The organism is Rhodoflexus caldus (assembly GCF_021206925.1).
Lineage (GTDB): Bacteria > Bacteroidota > Bacteroidia > Cytophagales > Thermoflexibacteraceae > Rhodoflexus > Rhodoflexus caldus.
In genome coordinates this window covers 234,525-250,709 of record NZ_JAJPRF010000005.1, presented here as the reverse complement: position 1 = coordinate 250,709, position 16,185 = coordinate 234,525, and the positions used below count along the sequence as shown (strand labels likewise).

Below are 16,185 nucleotides of genomic sequence, written 5' to 3'. Positions count from 1 at the left end.
CTTCCAAATCATCCAATGTCCAACGGCTTTTGTCTGCCTTTTGGGGCAGAATTTTTTCAGCAATTATTTTGCAAAGTTTGGACACCAAAAACGGATAGCCCGACGTGTAGTAGTACAACCTCTCGGAAATTGCCTCAAAATCCATTTGCACGCCTTCGGCTTGGCTGTATTCTTTGAGCATATGGGCAATTTCGTTGGGGTAAAATTCCATTACCACATCAAAGTCCGCTGCAATATTCCAAGGGCTGTTGTACTGCGCGTCTTCGGGGTTGCGCAACTTGAATTTCAAAGATTTAATATCATGTACGCCTGCCAATACGACGCTGTGAAAGGTAGCATGTTCGGGCTGGTCGCGGTTCAAAAACTTGGTGCGCAACATGCCCAGCAAAACCAAAAAAGGCTCATAATTACTGCTTGCATCTACTTCATCTATCAGCAAAACCAACTTTTTAGGAGTCAGGTGAACAATATCGGTAATTCGTTCGGACAAGTCGGTAATGTGTTCAGGCAGAGGTAATTCGGCTAACACTTGCTTATTTTCAAATTCCGGTGAACGCTGCAAAGCGCTGATAAGTTGTTTGTAAAAAAACTGCCCAAAAGCAATATCGCTTGCATATACCGAAGAATCCAAGCCTTGAAAATTCATGACAATGGGCAAGTAGTCGCTCCGTTCTTGCAACTCTTTGCGCAAGGCTGCAAGCATGGTCGTCTTCCCGTACTGCCGCGGGCGGTTGATGACAAAATATTTACCCCGTTCCACAAAGTCCATAATAGCCGTAAAACGGCGAGTATCATCCATCATGTAATGCTCGGCAGGGCGACACGTACCGGTGACGTTGAATTCTTTTTTCATGAACATTAGGCGGTTTTCTTGCCAACAAAGATATACTACCGATTCGTTTCACTTCCCCGACTGTGCGTTCAGGCGTTTATCCCACCACGAACTCAGATAGTAAATACCCGCACCAAAGGCAATGAACATAATCGCCGTAGTAACGTAATCTTCCACCAGCGCGATGTAGCGCCCCAACAGCCACACCATCAAAAAGAAAATTCCCGACATAAAAGAGCCTTTTTGTTGGGTTATGGCTATTGCCGAAACAATTTGCGCAACTGCAAAAAGTACAAAACCCGTGTTCATCAAAATAAGGTAGGTGTCGGCAGAAATACTGCGACCTTCCTCATGAGAAAGGGCAAGTGAGGGTATCAGGTAGCATATCAGCATTAGCAAAAAGGCAGCAACGTAGGGCAACAGTCCTTTGTTTTGTACAACCGTAAAGGCGGCAAAGGCAAGCGCTACAACCGTCATGCCCCAAACGGTAATGGGCAACGATGCACCGGCAGAAGAGCGCACCAACTCTTGCAACGGCCCTTCAAAAGTCAGCACAAAGAAAAGCCCTGCAATAAATAGCATTGCCAAGGCTTCCAACAGCCACGCGGCGCGTTCGCCGTAGTTGGGCTTTATGCGTTGAAAAATCAGCAAAAACAGCAGCGGATAGGCAGCGGCAAACATCACTGCAATGTTAAATTCGCCCCAATTGCCTTGCCTGAAATGCCGCACTTCGTAAATGAGCAAACCTAAGAAAAACCAAAGCCCCAGCGCAATGCAGGCAACCAGCGTCCACGCATTGGGTTTGCGATATTCCATGTAGCACAGCAAGCCGACAATCGGTATTGCCCAGAGTGAAAATTGCTCATATTCAAACTGAATACCCAACCATACGCACGCCAAGGCAGTAAAAAGAAAGTGCAAGATTTTATTACCAAACCAAAAAATCACGGGCAATGCACCGATAATCCACCATAAAAGTCCATCAGGGTAATAAGCCGAAATGTGAAAAATCTGCGCCTGCAACCAGATATTCACACCCAGCAAGAGCGTGCCGAAAAGCATTGCCAGTTCTGCCTGTTGCGTTCTGCCTTTGGCATCTTCGCGCCATGCAATAGTATAACTTGCCGCTAAGGGCAGCAAGCCAATGAGCATTTGCACAACAACAGGTAAGTGCTGCCAATTTTCGGCAATCAGCAGCAGGATGCCCGCAGCCACCACCAGCAAACCGATACCGCGCAACAGCCACCCCGACTGCATGTACCACGGCGGCGGCACATCCAATTCGTAGCGACGCATCAGTTCCTGCGCTTGCGATTCGCTGATAATCCCTTCCGCTACCCACGCATTAATTTCTTCTTTAAATCGCGGGGCATGTTGCAGTTTGTTCCAAAGCGGCTTCATGGATGTGATGAGAGGGTAAATGAATCATTGAGCGATTCAAGTTAGGCATTTGGTTTGGATTTCCCGATGATTTTAAACTAAGTTTTTGCGTATCTTTGCGCCCGCGATTTGCGCCTTTTGCCATGATAGACAAATTAAAAGAAATCAAGAAGCGTTTTGAGGAAGTTTCGCATTTGATTATTCAGCCCGAAAGCATGGCTGACATGAAAGCCTATGCGAAACTGAACAAAGAGTACAAAGAGTTGGAAAAAATTGTGCGCAAATACGAAGAGTACGAACAGTTGCTTTCCAATATTGAAAGTGCCCGCGAAGTGCTGCGCACCGAAAAAGACCCTGATTTCCGCGAAATGGCAAAGGCTGAATTGGACGAATTGCAGCCCAAACAGGAAGCATTAGAAGAAGAAATCAAGCAACTGCTCATTCCCAAAGACCCCAACGACAGCAAAAACGTTATTCTTGAAATCCGTGCGGGTGCAGGCGGCGATGAGGCTTCGCTTTTTGCCGGCGACCTGATGCGTATGTACCAACGCTTTGCCGAACAACAAGGCTGGAAAGTAGAACTGATTGACTATACGGAAGGTACGGCAGGCGGCTATAAAGAAATTATCTGCTCGGTTTCGGGCGAAGACGTGTACGGAATGCTCAAATATGAGTCGGGCGTTCATCGCGTGCAGCGCGTTCCCGCGACCGAAACGCAAGGGCGCATTCACACCTCGGTTGCCAGCGTGGCAGTGCTGCCCGAAGCTGAAGAGGTGGAAGTGGAACTCAACATGAACGACATCCGCAAGGATACCTTCTGTTCGTCCGGTCCGGGTGGGCAGTCGGTAAATACGACCTACTCTGCCGTGCGCCTGACCCACATCCCAACGGGTTTGGTGGTTTCCTGCCAAGACGAAAAATCGCAAATCAAGAACTTTGAGAAAGCCCTCAAAGTATTGCGTTCGCGCCTCTACGAAATTGAGTTGCAAAAACAACACGAAGCCATTGATTCTCAGCGCCGTTCTATGGTAGGCAGCGGCGACCGTTCCGATAAAATCCGCACCTACAACTACCCGCAAAGCCGCGTTACCGACCACCGCATCGGCTTGACGGTCTATAACCTGCCTTCGGTAATGGACGGCAACATCGGTGAATTTATTGAGCAACTACGCATCGCCGACAATGCCGAACGATTGAAAGAAGGGGCAGGGGCGTAGTTTTTGGGCAGTAAGAACGCTTTGTTTATATTTGTGTAGCTTAGAAATTATATACAGCTATGCGAAAAATCAAAGTTTCTTTACCCGTCGTTGAGTTTAAGGAAGACAATATCTATTTTGTTTACTCACCCGCCTTAGACCTTACCGGCTATGACCGAACATTAAAAGGCGCGCGTCGGTCATTTGAAGAAACGCTCAACTACTTTTTAGAATATACGCTTGAAAATCAGACTCTTGAAAAAGAGTTGAAAAGGCTTTGGAATATATGAGCCCTTTATACTCGGCATCATTTTCAACGTGTATTCTCTAAGCTAAAACACCCGCCAACACCATTGCCGCCAAATTGAACGCCGCCAGCACTTGCAACGGACGCGGCGAAGGTTGCAACAAACCGATATTGGTGCGGGTATCCAACTTTTGAGCCGCCAAACGACTGATTGCTATCAGGTTTTCTTCGGTAAGTTTTTGATTTTGAATCACTTCCTGTAAAATTTCGTTGAGTGGCAGATAGTTTGCAAGCCCGCTAATCACCCAACGAACGGGCGCGGGCATCTGCGCCAACCATTGACGACTTTGCAATAAACCTTGTTGCATTTTCGGATTGTCCAAAGTTTTGGCTTGTGCGATTACTGTCAGTTGATATATCAAATATTCAAAAAGTGCAATTTTGTGCGTGGTAGCCAATTCGTAAATGCCCTGTCGCAAACCGTAGGTTTTGCCCAGCAGCAACCAAGCTACGGGAAAACCCAATAGAAACACGATGGCCACAAGGGCAACTTTTGCAAAAGTCCACCCCGAAAGTGCAACGAACAAAACGACAGCAAACAGCCAATTGACAGCCGCACCGCCCGCGGCTGTTAGCAGCACGCGTCGCACAATGGCAAAACAGGCATTGACAATCAGGCGGAAAGCGGCTTTGAGCATATGTTTACTCTGCAAAAATTTCCGCCAAATCTATCTGTAAATCGGGGAAAATGTGTGCGTTGAACACTTCGTCCTCGGCAAAAGCGGCTTTCAATACAAATTTTTCTTCGTTGTTCAAAACGAACTGAAACAAACTTTGTTCCGACGGATAGACTACCCAATACTCGCGCACGCCATTTTCTTCGTAGAGGGCGTATTTGGTTTTGATTTCTTTTTTGGAATTGCCCGGCGAAAGGATTTCCACAATCAAATCGGGAGCGCCGATGCAGCCGCGTTCGTCAATTTTTGCCTTGTCGCAAATCACGGAAATATCGGGCTGTATGACCGTGTAAACCTCCCCATTGGCTCGGCTTGTCTTCTTTTTGTCCAATAAACGAACGTCAAACGGGGCAGGGTACAATTCACAAGTGCTTTGGCGAAAATACACAAACATATTTCCGTGTAGCCTACCTGCTATTTTCTGATGCCTTGCACTTGGCGCGGGCGACATTTTGAAGATTTTGCCTTTAATCAGTTCTATGCGTTCCTCAAATCGCCAGCGCAGATAGTCGGCATAGGTGTAAATGCCGTTCGGGTCTAATTGGGATATGTCGGTGATGAGTTGTTCCATGTTTCCTGCAAGCATTTACTCTGCAAAAACTTCTGCCAAATCTATCTGTAAATCAGGGAAAATGTGTGCGTTGAACACTTCGTCCTCGGCGAAAGCGGCTTTTAGCACAAACTTTTCTTCGTTGTTCAAAACGAACTGAAACAAACTTTGTTCCGACGGATAGACTACCCAATACTCGCGCACGCCATTTTCTTCGTAGAGGGCGTATTTGGTTTTGATTTCTTTTTTGGAATTGCCCGGCGAAAGGATTTCCACAATCAAATCGGGAGCGCCGATGCAGCCGCGTTCGTCAATTTTGGACTTGTCGCATATAACCGAAATATCGGGCTGCACGACCGTGTAAACCTCCCCATTGGCACGGCTTGTCTTCTTTTTATCCAATAAACGAACGTCAAACGGGGCAGAATACAGTTTACAGGACTTCCCTCTCAGGTATATAAATAAGAGACCTTGTACTTGAGCAGCAATATGTTGATGCTTCGCACTTGGTGCGGGCGACATTTTGAAGATTTTGCCTTTAATCAGTTCTATGCGTTCCTCAAATCGCCAGCGCAGATAGTCGGCATAGGTGTAAATGCCGTTCGGGTCTAATTGGGATATGTCGGTGATGAGTTGTTCCATAAAGCAGCAGGTATTTTATCAACGGGTTTAATAGGCAGCAGTCAAGTTAAAGCACCTTCATCCTAATCCTCTGACAGAGCTTCACTTGCCGGCAGGGATACCTAATACCCCTTCAGCGGAAAAAGTCCCTGCCGGCGGTGTAGAAAAGGACGCAGCTATTAATTAATATAGCTCTCGTAAAATTACGCAAAAAATGCCGATTCCTATTTCAAAGCAGGCTCTAAACGCTGCAAGTGATTGATTGCCATATGGATAGCCCCTAGCTTTTCTGCCAATGAGTCAATGAGTTGCCGCGTTTTTTCAGGCAGTTCGTAGCCTGATATGATGGTGCGAAATGCGCTGATTTCCAGTAGTTTGGCGGCAATGTCGGTTGTTTCGCCGATTTCTTCGTAGCGTTCCAGCAGTGCCGACCAATCCTGAATGCAGTGTTGCAAAACAGGCAACAACTCGCTTGCTGATGCTATTTCGGGCAGCAGGGCGCGGGCTTCGGCTATTGCCTGTGCACCCGAAACGGCAGTTTGCACCGCCAAATCGGTAGTGTGTTGCAAGGCGTTGATGCGGGCTTGTTGTTCGGCAAGCATTGCCTCAAAGCGCAGGATTATATCGCACGTATGGCGCACCTGTTCTTTTTCGGCAGCAAGGGCATCGGCTAATGCCTCGCGCAACTCTGTAAGCGGGGTGATGTTTTCCACATCGGCAGTGGCATATTCGCCTGCCCGCGTGTGCCTATGGCGGAAGGTTTGCCCGTTTTCGGTTTGCCAAAAATCATCGTCGTGCAAGCGTTGGATGCGCTGTCCTTCGCGCAGTTGCAGAAAGTCGGCGGCGGCAGTCCAAAGAAGTGTGCGCCCTTCCTTGTCTGTCAGAACGATTGCCTGTCGGGTAAGGTTGAGCAGGGCGCGGCTGTGCCGATAGTGTCGGGCTAATTTCTCGACGTAGATTTTCACATCCGTACACTCATGCAGGGTAATCAGCACCCCGCCGATTGCCTCTTGGCGCACCAGATTGAGCAGTGTCCACTCGCCCCAGCATTTTTTGCCTTTGGCGTTGATGAATGAAAACGCCGCGCACAGGGTTTGTTCGGGCTGCAAGATTACCTCTTCCAGCAATGCCTGCGGGTTTGTATCCGACTCACTGTCAGAGAGTTGCAACAGGCTGATTTTTTCTTCTTTGCCAAATCCCAAAACTTGGCGGAACGCCTCGTTTGCCCAGCGAATTTCGCCGTCGGGGGCGCATAGGGCGATGGCTGCCGCCGCCTGCAAAGTTATGCCCGAAAATTTATCCAATTGCAACTGCAAGTGCTCTGCCTGTTGGCGGCTGCGGGTTACGTCGTGCAGATGAATAACGGTGTGTGCGCCTGCGGCATTCACGGGCAACTTGACTACGTGCGTTTCCATGCGCTGTGTTTGCTGCAAAGCCTGATTGCGCCAGCGAATTTCAGCCGTGCCGCCCTTGTAGAGCAAGTGTGCCGCTATTTCGGGCGGTTGCGCCAATGCTTCTATCGGCAGGTGATTGTTGCCTGCCAGCGCCTTCATGGCAGGGTTGGCATACAGGAAGTTTTGTTTGGCATCCGTTGCCGCAACAGGGTCGGCAAGGTTGTCCAAAACGGCAGTGAGCAGTGCTATTTGCGCCTGCCTGTTGCGCTGCCGTTCGTTGGCTTGGGTAGCATCGCGGATGGTGATAATCATGCCGCCGCCTACTGATTCGTCGTTGGCATTGTGCAGGGTAAACTCACCTTCGCGCCACTGGTTTTCCCGATTGCGGAAACGCGCCGCAAAGGTACGGATGCTGTCCAAAGCGGCTGCACCGGCGTAGTATTTCTGTTGCACTTCCGCCAAATCTTCGGGATGGATGAGCGAAAACAGGTTTTGCCCTTTTTGCAAGCCCGTGAAGGTTTCCAGCATGAGCGAAAGCTCTTTCACATTGCCCGAAACATCCGCCAAAGCGGAAAGGGCAGGCAGCCGCGTTACCCATGCGCGCAGTTGTCGCTCGTGCAGCGCGGCTTGCGAAACATCGGGGGTGAGTTTGGCAAAGCGCAGGTGCGCCACCAGAACACCCAACAAATGATTTTCTGCCTTTACGGCGCGGTATTGCCTGTAACAGCGGTAAAGGTTGCCTTCTTTGTCCTGCTCTAAGGTTTCCTCGGCGAACTGTCCGTTTTTGAGCATTTGCCCCAAAATTGCCAGTGTATCGCGCCCGTTGGGATTAGGAAACAGGGCTTCAAAGCGCGAACCTTCCATTTGTCGGGGATGTTCCTGCCCGTATCGGCGGGCAAACTGGCTGTTGCAGGATTTGAGTTTCAAATGCCGATGCAGCAAACGCACCTGCTCTTCGGGTTCGTAGAACAAGCCAATCGGCTCTTCGGCGGTGTAGTATGCCAAGCCACCGGGTGCGCCTTCATAGATAAGCCTGTACTCGTCTTGCAACAGCGCACACTCGTTTTTCTGTGCGCTCAACTCTGTGCGGGTTTCGCCGATGAGTTGTTGCAACTGTTGCACGGCTGATTCTTTTTGCCGCAACTGCTCTTCAAGGGCAGCCGTTTGCGCTGTCAGCTCACCGATTTTTACGGCGTTTTCGCGGGCTTGTTTTCGGGTAAAATGCTGTTCCAATACGCCCCGCACCAATTGCAAATGTGCATTGGTAAGCAATTCATCGGTAATTTTTTCCAACAGAAAAAAGCCCTTTTCTCCCGAAGGCAGTTGCCAAGTAAGCAGTTTGCCCTCGGCAATTTGATGCGGCAGCACAAAGGTTGCCTGAAAATTTTGCGTCGGTTCGGGGAATGTCTCGGCGGGGCTGTGCCACGCAAAGCCCTGAGGTTGTTGTTCCAGCCACTGCCACAGGTTTTGGGGCGCGGTTACAGACGGTTTGTCGTAGCTTCTTGCCGTAGTTCCGCCCAAAAATTGCAGCGTATCGGCTTGCAAGAGCCATATTTCAAAGGCAGAAGCAGCCCCTCGGGTGAGGTTTTGCAGTTGCTCGGGTAAATCTTTTGCCGCAGTTGCTTGGGTAATGGCTGCATAGGTCAGGTTCAGGCGGTCGGTGAGTTGTCGGGCTTCGCTTTGCAAGGCACTGATGCGGTCTTGGCACTGTTGCTGTGCTTCTTGACTGCTGTGTTGCCACTCTTGGTGTTGCCATACAACGGCGTTATTGAGCTGTTGAGCCTGTCGCCAAAGCACCCCGCCTACGACAAGTGCGCCTGCAACGGCAGCCAGCGGAATGCTCCATGCGGGCAACATGGGCTCGCCCAATAGCCATAATACGCAGATAATCAGGGCAAAAGCCGTTGCCGTGGCAATGGCGGCAAAAGGGGAAAACGAAGGCGGGTTCGGGTTGGGTTGATTCATGGTTGTTGGTAAAGAATATCTCGGAACACAGATTTTGACAGATAACACGAATGAATGCTGATTGAGATGTTAGGAAAACATCGGTTAACAATCCGCGTTCTTCAAGCTCACCAAATTAAAAAAGCTAATGATAGCAAAAAAATCCGCAATTGATGACGTACATCATCTTTTTTGCCCGTTGCGTTCTGTTGTTTTGAAGAAAATTTAAAGCCGGATTTTTATGAGCGTCATTTTTCTACTTATTGGAATCAGTATTACAGTGGCTCTGATTTTCTTAGGCATATTCATTTGGTCGGTTCGCAGCGGGCAGTACGATGACAGCTACACGCCCAGCGTACGGATGCTTTTTGATGATGAACTGAAAAAACAATCAACCACTGAAATAAAGTAATCAACCAACAATTTGCTACCATTATGATAACTCCGCAAACACTCACCCAAGAGGAAAAGAAAGTCCCCGCCGGGGCAATGCTGGAGCAATTCAGTTATGATAATGCGATTGTGCGCAATTTTGCCTATGCCTCCATTATCTTCGGTATTGTGGGGATGACCGTAGGCTTGTGGATTGCCCTGCAATTGGTTTATCCCGAACTGAATTTCGGCATCCAATACACCACATTCGGTCGGTTGCGCCCGTTGCACACCAACGCCGTTATTTTTGCTTTTGTCGGCAATGCCATTTTTGCGGGCGTTTACTATTCCATCCAGCGCCTTTGCAAAGCGCGGATGTACAGCGACTTACTGAGCAAAATCCACTTCTGGGGCTGGCAATTGATTATTGTAGCTGCTGCTATTACACTGCCGTTAGGTATCACAACTTCCAAAGAATATGCCGAGTTGGAGTGGCCGATTGATATTGCCATTGCCGTTGTGTGGGTGGTTTTCGGCATTAACATGATTGGTACAATGGTTAAACGCCGCGAAGAGCATATCTACGTAGCGATGTGGTTCTACATTGCCACTTTCGTAACGGTTGCGGTGTTGCACATTGTCAATTCTTTTGAGCTGCCTGTTTCGTTTTTGAAAAGCTACTCACTCTTTGCAGGCGTACAAGATGCGCTGGTACAATGGTGGTACGGACACAACGCGGTGGCATTCTTCCTCACTACGCCTTATTTGGGTTTGATGTACTACTTCTTGCCCAAGGCAGCCCAGCGTCCGGTATATTCTTACCGTTTGTCCATCGTTCACTTCTGGTCATTGATATTTATCTACATTTGGGCAGGCCCGCACCACCTGTTGTACTCAGCTATGCCCGACTGGGCGCAATCGTTAGGAACAGTCTTCTCTGTAATGCTGATTGCTCCCTCATGGGGCGGTATGGTGAACGGCCTGCTTACCCTGCGCGGTGCATGGGACAAAGTGCGTGAAGACGTTATCCTGAAATTCTTCGTAGTAGCACTGACCGGTTACGGCATGGCAACTTTTGAAGGCCCGATGCTTTCACTGAAAAACGTAAACGCTATTGGACACTTCACCGATTGGATTGTCGGACACGTACACGTAGGCGCACTGGCATGGAACGGATTTTTGAGCTTTGCCATGTTCTACTGGCTGTTCCCACGCATGTTCCGCACCCAATTGTACTCTTGGAAATTGGCTAACGCGCATTTCTGGATTGGCACACTGGGTATCTTGTTCTATGCCATCCCGATGTACTGGTCAGGCTTTACACAAGGTTTGATGTGGAAGCAATTCAATGCAGAAGGCATGTTGCAATACCCGAACTTTATTGAAACCGTTAATGCCGTTATTCCGATGTACGCCATGCGTGCGGTAGGTGGTCTGCTGTATCTGACAGGCGTACTGATGATGACATACAACTTGGTGATGACTGCCGTAGGCGGCAAGTTTCTGGCAGATGAGCCTGCACAAGCCTATGCACGCGGCGTATTGCATACCAACCACGAAGGCGATTTCTGGCATCGCCGATTAGAGCGCCGTCCCGTACAAATGGCTTTCTGGGCTACCGTTGCCATTCTAATTGGCAGTATCGTCGAGTTAGTACCGACATGGTTAGTTAAATCGAACGTACCAACACTGGCGAGTGTAATGCCTTACACACCTTTGGAACTGCAAGGCAGAGACCTTTACATCCGCGAGGGTTGCGTAGGTTGCCACTCTCAAATGATTCGCCCGTTCCGTTCGGAAACCGAGCGCTACGGTGAGTACTCCAAAGCAGGTGAGTATGTGTATGAGCACCCATTCTTGTGGGGTTCTAAACGAACCGGCCCGGACTTACTCCGCGTAGGCGGCAAATATCCCGACTCATGGCATTACCACCACATGTTAGACCCGACAACCATGACCCCGGGCTCCATCATGCCGCCTTACCCATGGCTGTTTGAACAAACGCTTAACACAGAAGATACGGGCGACAAAATCAAAGCCATGCGCACGCTGGGTGTGCCTTATGCCGAAGGTTATGAGGCTACTGCTAACGAAGACCTGAAAAAACAAGCCAATCAAATTGTGCAGAACCTCAAAGAGGCCGGCATAGAGGTAAAACCAGACAAGGAAATTGTAGCATTGATTGCCTACATGCAGCGCTTGGGAACTGACATTAAGAAAAACAGTCAATAGCCATGATTCGCAACGTTTTAGAGTCTATTGATGGGGTAGATATTTACCCCATCATCTCCCTAACCATATTCTTTACGCTATTCACCGCCGCACTTGTTTATGCGTTTCGCGCAAACAAGGAGTCCATGCAAGCACTCTCCGAACTGCCTCTTAAAGACAGCGACGAGGACAACTGACAAACATTTTTTCATGCTAAGCTATTCTCTTATGCGAACCGAACAATTAAAATCATATACCAAAGCCGCCTTGGCGGGCATTCTGATAGCAGGATGCAGCCTCAGTGCGCAGGCACAGGATGATGCGGCAGTTGCCGAAGGTAAAAAATTATTCACCGAAAACTGTATTACCTGCCACAAGTTGGGCGAAGACCTTATCGGGCCTAATTTAGTAGGTGTATTAGACCGCCGTAAGCCCGAATGGGTAAAATCTTTTATCAAAAACTCTACCCGCATGATTGAGCAAGGCGATGCGGATGCTAAAGCGGTTTTTGAAAAATACAACAAAGTGGCCATGACGGCTTTTGAGGGTACTATACCCGAAGCGGGCATTGAGGCGCTGGTGAGCTATCTGAAAGTAGCGCAGCCCGAAGCACCGCCTGCTCCGGTTGTTACTGCAACTGCTACGTCGGGGAGCGTACCTGCCGCAGCAGCATCTGCCGGCGTAAAACTGTCTGACAATGAAAAAATTATTGTTACAACCTTTGCCGCTTTCATTATGCTGATTGGTGCGGCGGTAGTAGCCCTCATCAGTCAGTTAATCAGCCTGCAAAATGCGCTGGAGCCTAAACCCGAAGGCGAAGCAGCCGTTAAACGACTGCCCGAGCTGGGTAAAGGCATTCTTTCCGATATTCGCGGGTTGTTCAGCGGCGTTGCCAATAACGAGATAATGGCCGACCACAGCTACGACGGTATTCAAGAGTTGGACAACGGTATGCCTCCGTGGTTAGCGTATTTCTTCTATGTTACCATCGGCTTTGGCATCGTGTACCTGCTTAACTACCACGTTTTCCGCCTGAACGACTTACAGGATGCCGAATATCAGACCGAAGTAGCACAGGCAGTACTTCGCTACGGCGACAATAAAGACCGCGTGAAAGTGCAAATCGTTCAGATTTCGGACAAAGCACAGTTGGAAAATGCCAAAAAAGTATTTGACCAAAACTGTGTAGCCTGCCACGGCAAAGCATTGGAAGGCGGCGTAGGGCCTAACCTGACCGATAAATTCTATCTGCATGGCGGACAATTGGCCGATGTATTCCAAGTCATCCGCGAAGGTGTGCCTGCCAAAGGGATGATTTCGTGGAAGGGTAAACTTTCCGATGAGGAAATCCTGCAAGTAGCCAGCTATATCAAAACAATGGAAGGCTCTAATCCGCCCAATGCCAAAGCGCCGCAAGGCACTGAAATGAAGTAGAAAATCTTTAAAGCTGATTCATATTTGCGAAAGCCGCTCCGCCTTGCAGAGCGGTTTTTTATTTGGCAAACAACCAAGTAACAGAGTATACTTTAAATTGTTCTACCGCCAAGTGTTGCGCCAAGTATACTTTCTTAGCGTATTCCGCGTTGAGCCTTTGCGAACGCTGCGGTAAAAAGTATGCTCTAATGTGATTACTTACTTATCTTTGGCAAAAGCGAATTGAAAATGAAAAACAACTTCCTACTGTTCATCACATTTATTGCCGCATTTGGCGGCTTTTTATTTGGCTTTGATACTGCCGTTATTGCGGGGGCAATTCCCTTTGTCAAAACCTATTTTCAGTTAGACGAAATCGGCGAAGGCTGGGCTGTGGGCTGTGCCATTATCGGCTGTGCTATCGGGGCGGCGAGCTCGGGCGCACTCAGCGACCGATTCGGGCGCAAGCTCGTGCTCATTGCCACCGGTATTTTTTTCACGCTGTCAGCTATTGTAACAGCCATCGCCACTTCTTTTGACCTGTTTATTATTTTCCGCATCGTAGGTGGATTAGGCATCGGTGCTGCATCCGTTCTTTGCCCTACCTATATTTCTGAAATATCGCCCGCCAATGTGCGCGGAAGGCTTGTTTCGCTCAATCAGTTGATGATTGTTATCGGTATTTTGATAGTGTACATCTCCAACTACTTGCTGGTGGGCTTGGGTGAAAACAATTGGCGATGGATGCTCGGCGTAGAAACTGCCCCTGCTTTACTTTTCCTGATTGCTTTGCTGTTTGTGCCGGAGAGCCCGCGCTGGTTGGTGCAAAATAACCGCGCAGATGAGGCATTGCAGGTGCTTACCAAAATCAACGGCGCTGCTTTCGCCGAGAGTGCAATGGTAGAAATTAAAGATTCGCTTGCGGGAAGCAACCGCGAGCAGGTAAATTTTGGCAGCCTGTTTAAAGGCAAAATGGGCTATGTGATTACCATTGGTACGCTGCTGGCTTGCTTTCAGCAAATCACGGGCATTAACGCAATTATTTATTACGCACCGACAATTTTTATGAAAGCAGGTGCCGGCGTCGGTTCGGCTTTTTGGCAATCTATCATCATCGGGGTAATTAACCTCTCGTTTACCTTCGTGGCTATCTGGCTGATAGACCGCGCGGGGCGCAAGTCGCTGATGCTGTGGGGTTCGGCGGGCATGGCTGTTTCGCTGGGCATTCTGGTGGCAGCCTTTGCCATGAATAAGTTGGAGGGTTATTGGGTGCTGTTTGCCATTTTGGGCTATATCGCATCTTTTGCAGCTTCGCTTGCTCCTGTGATGTGGGTAGTGGTTGCCGAACTGTACCCGAACCGCATTCGGGGTGCTGCCATGTCGTTTTCTATCTTCTTGCATTGGTCATCTACCTTCTTGGTCGTTCAGACTTTCCCATGGATTTTGCAAAACGCAGGTGGCGCAACGGCATTCGGCATTTTTGCCGTGCTGAGTGTAATTACCCTGCTCTTTGTACAGCGCTTCATTCCCGAAACAAAAGGAAAATCATTAGAAGAAATTCAGCAGGAACTCGGCCTGTCTCATCATTAAAATTTGGTGTTTGCGCATCTGAAACCTGATTTGGGTATGCGACTAATGGCAAACCCGATGCATCCATGCTGTGCATCGGGTTTGCTGTTGCTGTTAGATACGTGTTTAACGGCTGTAATTAGGAGCTTCGCGGGTAATGATTACGTCATGCGGATGGCTTTCGCGCATACCTGCTGCCGTAATTTTCACAAATTTGGCTTTTTGGAGCGCTGCAATGTTTGGTGCACCGCAGTAGCCCATACCGGCACGCAAGCCGCCAACTAACTGATAAATCACTTCTTCTACCCTGCCTTTGTAAGGAACGCGACCTACAATGCCTTCGGGTACTAATTTCTTGATATCGTCTTCCGCGTCTTGGAAGTAGCGGTCTTTGGAACCTTCTTCCATAGCTTCCAGCGAACCCATTCCACGATAAGATTTGAATTTTCTTCCTTCGAGCAAAATCACTTCGCCGGGGGCTTCTTCGGTGCCTGCCAGCAACGAGCCAATCATGATGCTGTTGGCACCGCCTGCAATAGCTTTTACAATGTCGCCCGAAAAACGAATACCACCATCGGCAATTACAGGCACGCCCGAGCCTGCCAATGCGCGCGATGCTTCCACCACGGCCGTCAGTTGCGGCATTCCCACACCTGCTATAACGCGTGTCGTACAGATACTGCCCGGCCCTACACCTACTTTTACTGCATCAGCACCTGCATCTGCCAATGCTTTTGCACCTTCGGCAGTAGCCACATTACCTACAATTACATCTAAATCGGTAAAATGTTTTTTTACCATTTTCAGCGTCTCAATTACCCCGCGCGAGTGGCCGTGTGCCGTGTCTATGGTAATCACATCTACTCCCGCATTTTTGAGTGCTTGTACGCGGTCTATGATATCGGGTGTAACGCCAACGGCAGCCCCTACGCGCAAACGACCCAGCGAGTCTTTGCAGGCATCGGGGTTATCTTTGCGCTTCAAAATATCTTTGTAGGTAATCAGGCCGATGAGTTTGTTGTTTTTATCAACAATCGGCAATTTTTCAATGCGATATTGTTGCAAAATTTCTTCTGCCTGATTCATGTCAATGCCTGCCGGAGCCGTAATGAGGTTTTCTTTGGTCATTACTTCGCCTACCGTAACGGACAAGTCTTTTCGGAAACGCAGGTCGCGATTGGTGATGATGCCTACCAGTGCCCCTTCGGCATTAACCACAGGAATCCCTCCGATTTTCATCTCACGCATCATGCGAGTGGCTTCAAGCAGGCTCATGTGCGGTTGCAAGGTAATGGGGTCTACAATCATACCGCTTTCAGAACGCTTGACCTTGCGCACCTGCTCGGCCTGCTTCTGAATGCTCATGTTTTTGTGAATGAACGCAATACCGCCTTCTTGTGCCATGGCAATTGCCATTTCGGCTTCCGAAACGGTATCCATTGCGGCAGCAACAATCGGTATGCTCAAACGAATGTTGCGGGTCAGTTGCGTGGAAGTGTCTGTTTCGCGGGGCAGTACTTCGGAGTAGGCAGGAAGCAACAATACGTCGTCGTATGTGAGCGCTTCCATGACAAAAGGAGATTCAAAAGAGGAGGCCATGCAGCAAATAATTAGGTGTTCTTATTTGCCACGCAAAGATAAAGGATAAAGCGGAGAAACCTGCGAACAGTACAAAATAAAAATCCCGACAGGGGCTTTACACGACCTGTCGGGATTGGC

Annotated in this window: 14 protein-coding genes; 7 read left to right on the top strand and 7 right to left on the bottom strand. The window is 48.9% G+C overall.

The window, feature by feature from the left end; translation table 11 throughout:
- Window positions 1–853: AAA-like domain-containing protein (locus NDK19_RS08670; RefSeq protein ID WP_250631476.1), on the bottom strand; the 853-nt coding region annotated here is incomplete at its 3' end.
- Between the two features lie 48 nt (window positions 854–901).
- Entirely contained in the window at window positions 902–2,233 is a 1,332-nt protein-coding gene (locus tag NDK19_RS08665) for a DUF2157 domain-containing protein (protein ID WP_250631475.1), read from the bottom strand.
- Between the two features lie 122 nt (window positions 2,234–2,355).
- Here NDK19_RS08665 and prfA point away from each other — a divergent pair, with 122 nt between their 5' ends.
- Together prfA and NDK19_RS08655 are read left to right on the top strand one after the other, a co-directional pair.
- Complete coding sequence (gene prfA, locus NDK19_RS08660) at window positions 2,356–3,429, top strand: peptide chain release factor 1 (RefSeq protein ID WP_250631474.1); 1,074 nt, start codon at window positions 2,356–2,358, stop codon at window positions 3,427–3,429.
- Window positions 3,430–3,488: 59 nt separating this feature from the next.
- On the top strand, window positions 3,489–3,698 hold the full coding sequence (locus NDK19_RS08655) for a hypothetical protein (RefSeq protein ID WP_250631473.1): 210 nt from the start codon (window positions 3,489–3,491) through the stop codon (window positions 3,696–3,698).
- Window positions 3,699–3,735: 37 nt separating this feature from the next.
- Here NDK19_RS08655 and NDK19_RS08650 read toward each other — a convergent pair whose 3' ends face one another.
- The 4 genes from NDK19_RS08650 to NDK19_RS08635 all read right to left on the bottom strand — a co-directional run bounded on the left by NDK19_RS08650 (window position 3,736) and on the right by NDK19_RS08635 (window position 8,922).
- Complete coding sequence (locus NDK19_RS08650; RefSeq protein ID WP_250631472.1) at window positions 3,736–4,353, bottom strand: hypothetical protein; 618 nt, start codon at window positions 4,351–4,353, stop codon at window positions 3,736–3,738.
- Between the two features lie 4 nt (window positions 4,354–4,357).
- A complete protein-coding gene (locus NDK19_RS08645) occupies window positions 4,358–4,963 on the bottom strand; it encodes a Uma2 family endonuclease (protein WP_250631471.1) in 606 nt (201 codons plus the stop codon).
- 15 nt (window positions 4,964–4,978) lie between these two features.
- Window positions 4,979–5,584, bottom strand: coding sequence for a Uma2 family endonuclease (locus NDK19_RS08640; protein ID WP_250631470.1), 606 nt, complete (start codon window positions 5,582–5,584; stop codon window positions 4,979–4,981).
- 203 nt (window positions 5,585–5,787) lie between these two features.
- Window positions 5,788–8,922: a PAS domain-containing protein gene (locus NDK19_RS08635; RefSeq protein WP_250631469.1), complete on the bottom strand. Its 3,135-nt coding sequence runs from the start codon at window positions 8,920–8,922 to the stop codon at window positions 5,788–5,790.
- Between the two features lie 220 nt (window positions 8,923–9,142).
- On the opposite strand from NDK19_RS08635, the gene ccoS reads away from it, so the two are divergent.
- From ccoS to NDK19_RS08610, 5 genes are all read left to right on the top strand, one after another.
- The gene (gene ccoS, locus NDK19_RS08630; RefSeq protein WP_250631468.1) at window positions 9,143–9,313 is read left to right on the top strand and encodes a cbb3-type cytochrome oxidase assembly protein CcoS; all 171 of its coding nucleotides are present in this window, start codon (window positions 9,143–9,145) and stop codon (window positions 9,311–9,313) included.
- A 23-nt stretch (window positions 9,314–9,336) separates the two neighbouring features.
- Window positions 9,337–11,505, top strand: coding sequence for a cytochrome-c oxidase, cbb3-type subunit I (gene ccoN, locus NDK19_RS08625; protein WP_250631467.1), 2,169 nt, complete (start codon window positions 9,337–9,339; stop codon window positions 11,503–11,505).
- A gap of 2 nt (window positions 11,506–11,507) precedes the next feature.
- On the top strand, window positions 11,508–11,681 hold the full coding sequence (locus NDK19_RS08620) for a CcoQ/FixQ family Cbb3-type cytochrome c oxidase assembly chaperone (RefSeq protein ID WP_250631466.1): 174 nt from the start codon (window positions 11,508–11,510) through the stop codon (window positions 11,679–11,681).
- 31 nt (window positions 11,682–11,712) lie between these two features.
- On the top strand, window positions 11,713–12,918 hold the full coding sequence (locus NDK19_RS08615) for a c-type cytochrome (RefSeq protein ID WP_250631465.1): 1,206 nt from the start codon (window positions 11,713–11,715) through the stop codon (window positions 12,916–12,918).
- Window positions 12,919–13,146: 228 nt separating this feature from the next.
- The gene (locus NDK19_RS08610) at window positions 13,147–14,487 is read left to right on the top strand and encodes a sugar porter family MFS transporter (protein WP_250631464.1); all 1,341 of its coding nucleotides are present in this window, start codon (window positions 13,147–13,149) and stop codon (window positions 14,485–14,487) included.
- A gap of 105 nt (window positions 14,488–14,592) precedes the next feature.
- Here NDK19_RS08610 and guaB read toward each other — a convergent pair whose 3' ends face one another.
- A complete protein-coding gene (guaB, locus tag NDK19_RS08605) occupies window positions 14,593–16,065 on the bottom strand; it encodes an IMP dehydrogenase (protein ID WP_250631463.1) in 1,473 nt (490 codons plus the stop codon).
- Window positions 16,066–16,185: the final 120 nt, after the last annotated feature.

Coding starts and splice junctions, on each gene's coding strand:
- NDK19_RS08650 (WP_250631472.1), bottom strand. CDS start 4,353: ATGCTCAAAGCCGCTTTCCGCCTGATTGTCAATGCCTGTTTTGCCATT.
- NDK19_RS08645 (WP_250631471.1), bottom strand. CDS start 4,963: ATGGAACAACTCATCACCGACATATCCCAATTAGACCCGAACGGCATT.
- NDK19_RS08640 (WP_250631470.1), bottom strand. CDS start 5,584: ATGGAACAACTCATCACCGACATATCCCAATTAGACCCGAACGGCATT.
- ccoS (WP_250631468.1), top strand. CDS start 9,143: ATGAGCGTCATTTTTCTACTTATTGGAATCAGTATTACAGTGGCTCTG.
- NDK19_RS08620 (WP_250631466.1), top strand. CDS start 11,508: ATGATTCGCAACGTTTTAGAGTCTATTGATGGGGTAGATATTTACCCC.
- guaB (WP_250631463.1), bottom strand. CDS start 16,065: ATGGCCTCCTCTTTTGAATCTCCTTTTGTCATGGAAGCGCTCACATAC.
- ccoN (WP_250631467.1), top strand. CDS start 9,337: ATGATAACTCCGCAAACACTCACCCAAGAGGAAAAGAAAGTCCCCGCC.
- NDK19_RS08665 (WP_250631475.1), bottom strand. CDS start 2,233: ATGAAGCCGCTTTGGAACAAACTGCAACATGCCCCGCGATTTAAAGAA.
- NDK19_RS08615 (WP_250631465.1), top strand. CDS start 11,713: ATGCGAACCGAACAATTAAAATCATATACCAAAGCCGCCTTGGCGGGC.
- prfA (WP_250631474.1), top strand. CDS start 2,356: ATGATAGACAAATTAAAAGAAATCAAGAAGCGTTTTGAGGAAGTTTCG.
- NDK19_RS08655 (WP_250631473.1), top strand. CDS start 3,489: ATGCGAAAAATCAAAGTTTCTTTACCCGTCGTTGAGTTTAAGGAAGAC.
- NDK19_RS08635 (WP_250631469.1), bottom strand. CDS start 8,922: ATGAATCAACCCAACCCGAACCCGCCTTCGTTTTCCCCTTTTGCCGCC.
- NDK19_RS08610 (WP_250631464.1), top strand. CDS start 13,147: ATGAAAAACAACTTCCTACTGTTCATCACATTTATTGCCGCATTTGGC.